At 71.3% G+C, this 1,312-nt stretch carries 1 protein-coding gene; it reads right to left on the reverse strand.

What is annotated here, in order from left to right:
• The coding region (locus DW299_RS13160) for an MMPL family transporter (protein ID WP_168443144.1) at positions 1-1,312 on the reverse strand (1,312 nt) is incomplete at both ends.

Below are 1,312 nucleotides of genomic sequence, written 5' to 3' on the forward strand. Positions count from 1 at the left end.
GGTGGCGGCGTCGAGCCCGGTGGCCACCACCGCGCTCCCCGGTGCGAGGCGCAGCGACAGGCCGTCGAGCGCGGCGATGTCGCCGCCCACCGTGAGGTCGTCGGCTGCCACGACGGAGCCGTCGCCGGGCCACGCGGCGAGGTGTCGTTCGCGTTCCACCGCCTCGCCCTCGATGTCCACGCTCGGCAGGATGCGCTCGAGCCAGGCCGGGATCTCCCACGCGCGCTCGCCGAGGATCGCCATGAGCGCGGGGATCAGGGTCATCCGCACCAGGAACGCGTCGATCGCGATGCCGGCGGCGAGCCCGAGCGCGATGGGCTTGAGCGACGAGTCGCCCTCGGGCACGAACGCCACGAACACCGCGAACATGATGAGTCCGGCGGCCGTGACGACCTTCGCGGAGCCGGAGAAGCCGCTCCGCACGGCGCGCAGCGCGGCCGCGCGACGGGTCGTCCGGTCCGGGCTCTTCGCGTCGGGGTCGTGCACGAAGTCCTCTCTCATGCGCGAGACGAGGAACACCTGGTAGTCCATCGCGAGGCCGAACAGCACGCCCATCAGGATGATCGGCATGAAGCTGATGATGGGGCCGACCTTCGCGACGTGCAGGGCGTCGGCGAACCAGCCCCACTCGAACACGGCACCCACCACGCCGAACGCGGCCACGATCGACAGCAGGTAACCGGCGGCCGCGGTGATCGGCACCCAGAGCGAGCGGAACACGATCGTGAGGAGGATGAGCGACAGGCCGATCACGAAGATGCCGAACGGCAGCAGGGCGGCTCCGAGCTGGTCGGAGATGTCGATGCCGACCGCCGTGAAGCCGGTGACCTTCAGGTCGATGCCGAACTCGTCGAGCCATTCGTCGTGGTGGCTGCGCAGCTCGCGCACGAGGTCGGCGGTGGCGGGGTCGTCGGGCGCCGTCTCCGGGATGATCTGCACGATGCCGGTGTCGGCGGTCTCGTTGGGGGTGGCGAGCGCGACCTCCTTGACCCCCGGGACCTCGGCGACCGCGTCGCCCAGGTCCTCCATCAGACCGAGCGGATCGGTGGAGGTGACAATGGTGCCGGTGAGGATGAGCGGGCCGTTGAACCCGGGACCGAACTGTTCGCCCACGAGGTCGTAGGTCTGCCGCGCTTCGGAGTCCTTCGGCAGCACGCCCGCGTTCGGCAGCGCGAGGTCGAGACTGAGTGCCGGGACGGCGACGACGCCGAGACCGAGCACGATCGCGAGGGACACGAGGATCGGGCGTCGGGTGACGCCGGCGACCCAGCGGCGGCTGCCCCGCGGGCGGGGTTCGGCCGGGGGCGCCTCC

Origin of the sequence: Microbacterium sp. K35 (genome assembly GCF_004794375.1) — a bacterium.
Classification (GTDB): Bacteria; Actinomycetota; Actinomycetes; order Actinomycetales; family Microbacteriaceae; genus Microbacterium; species Microbacterium sufflavum.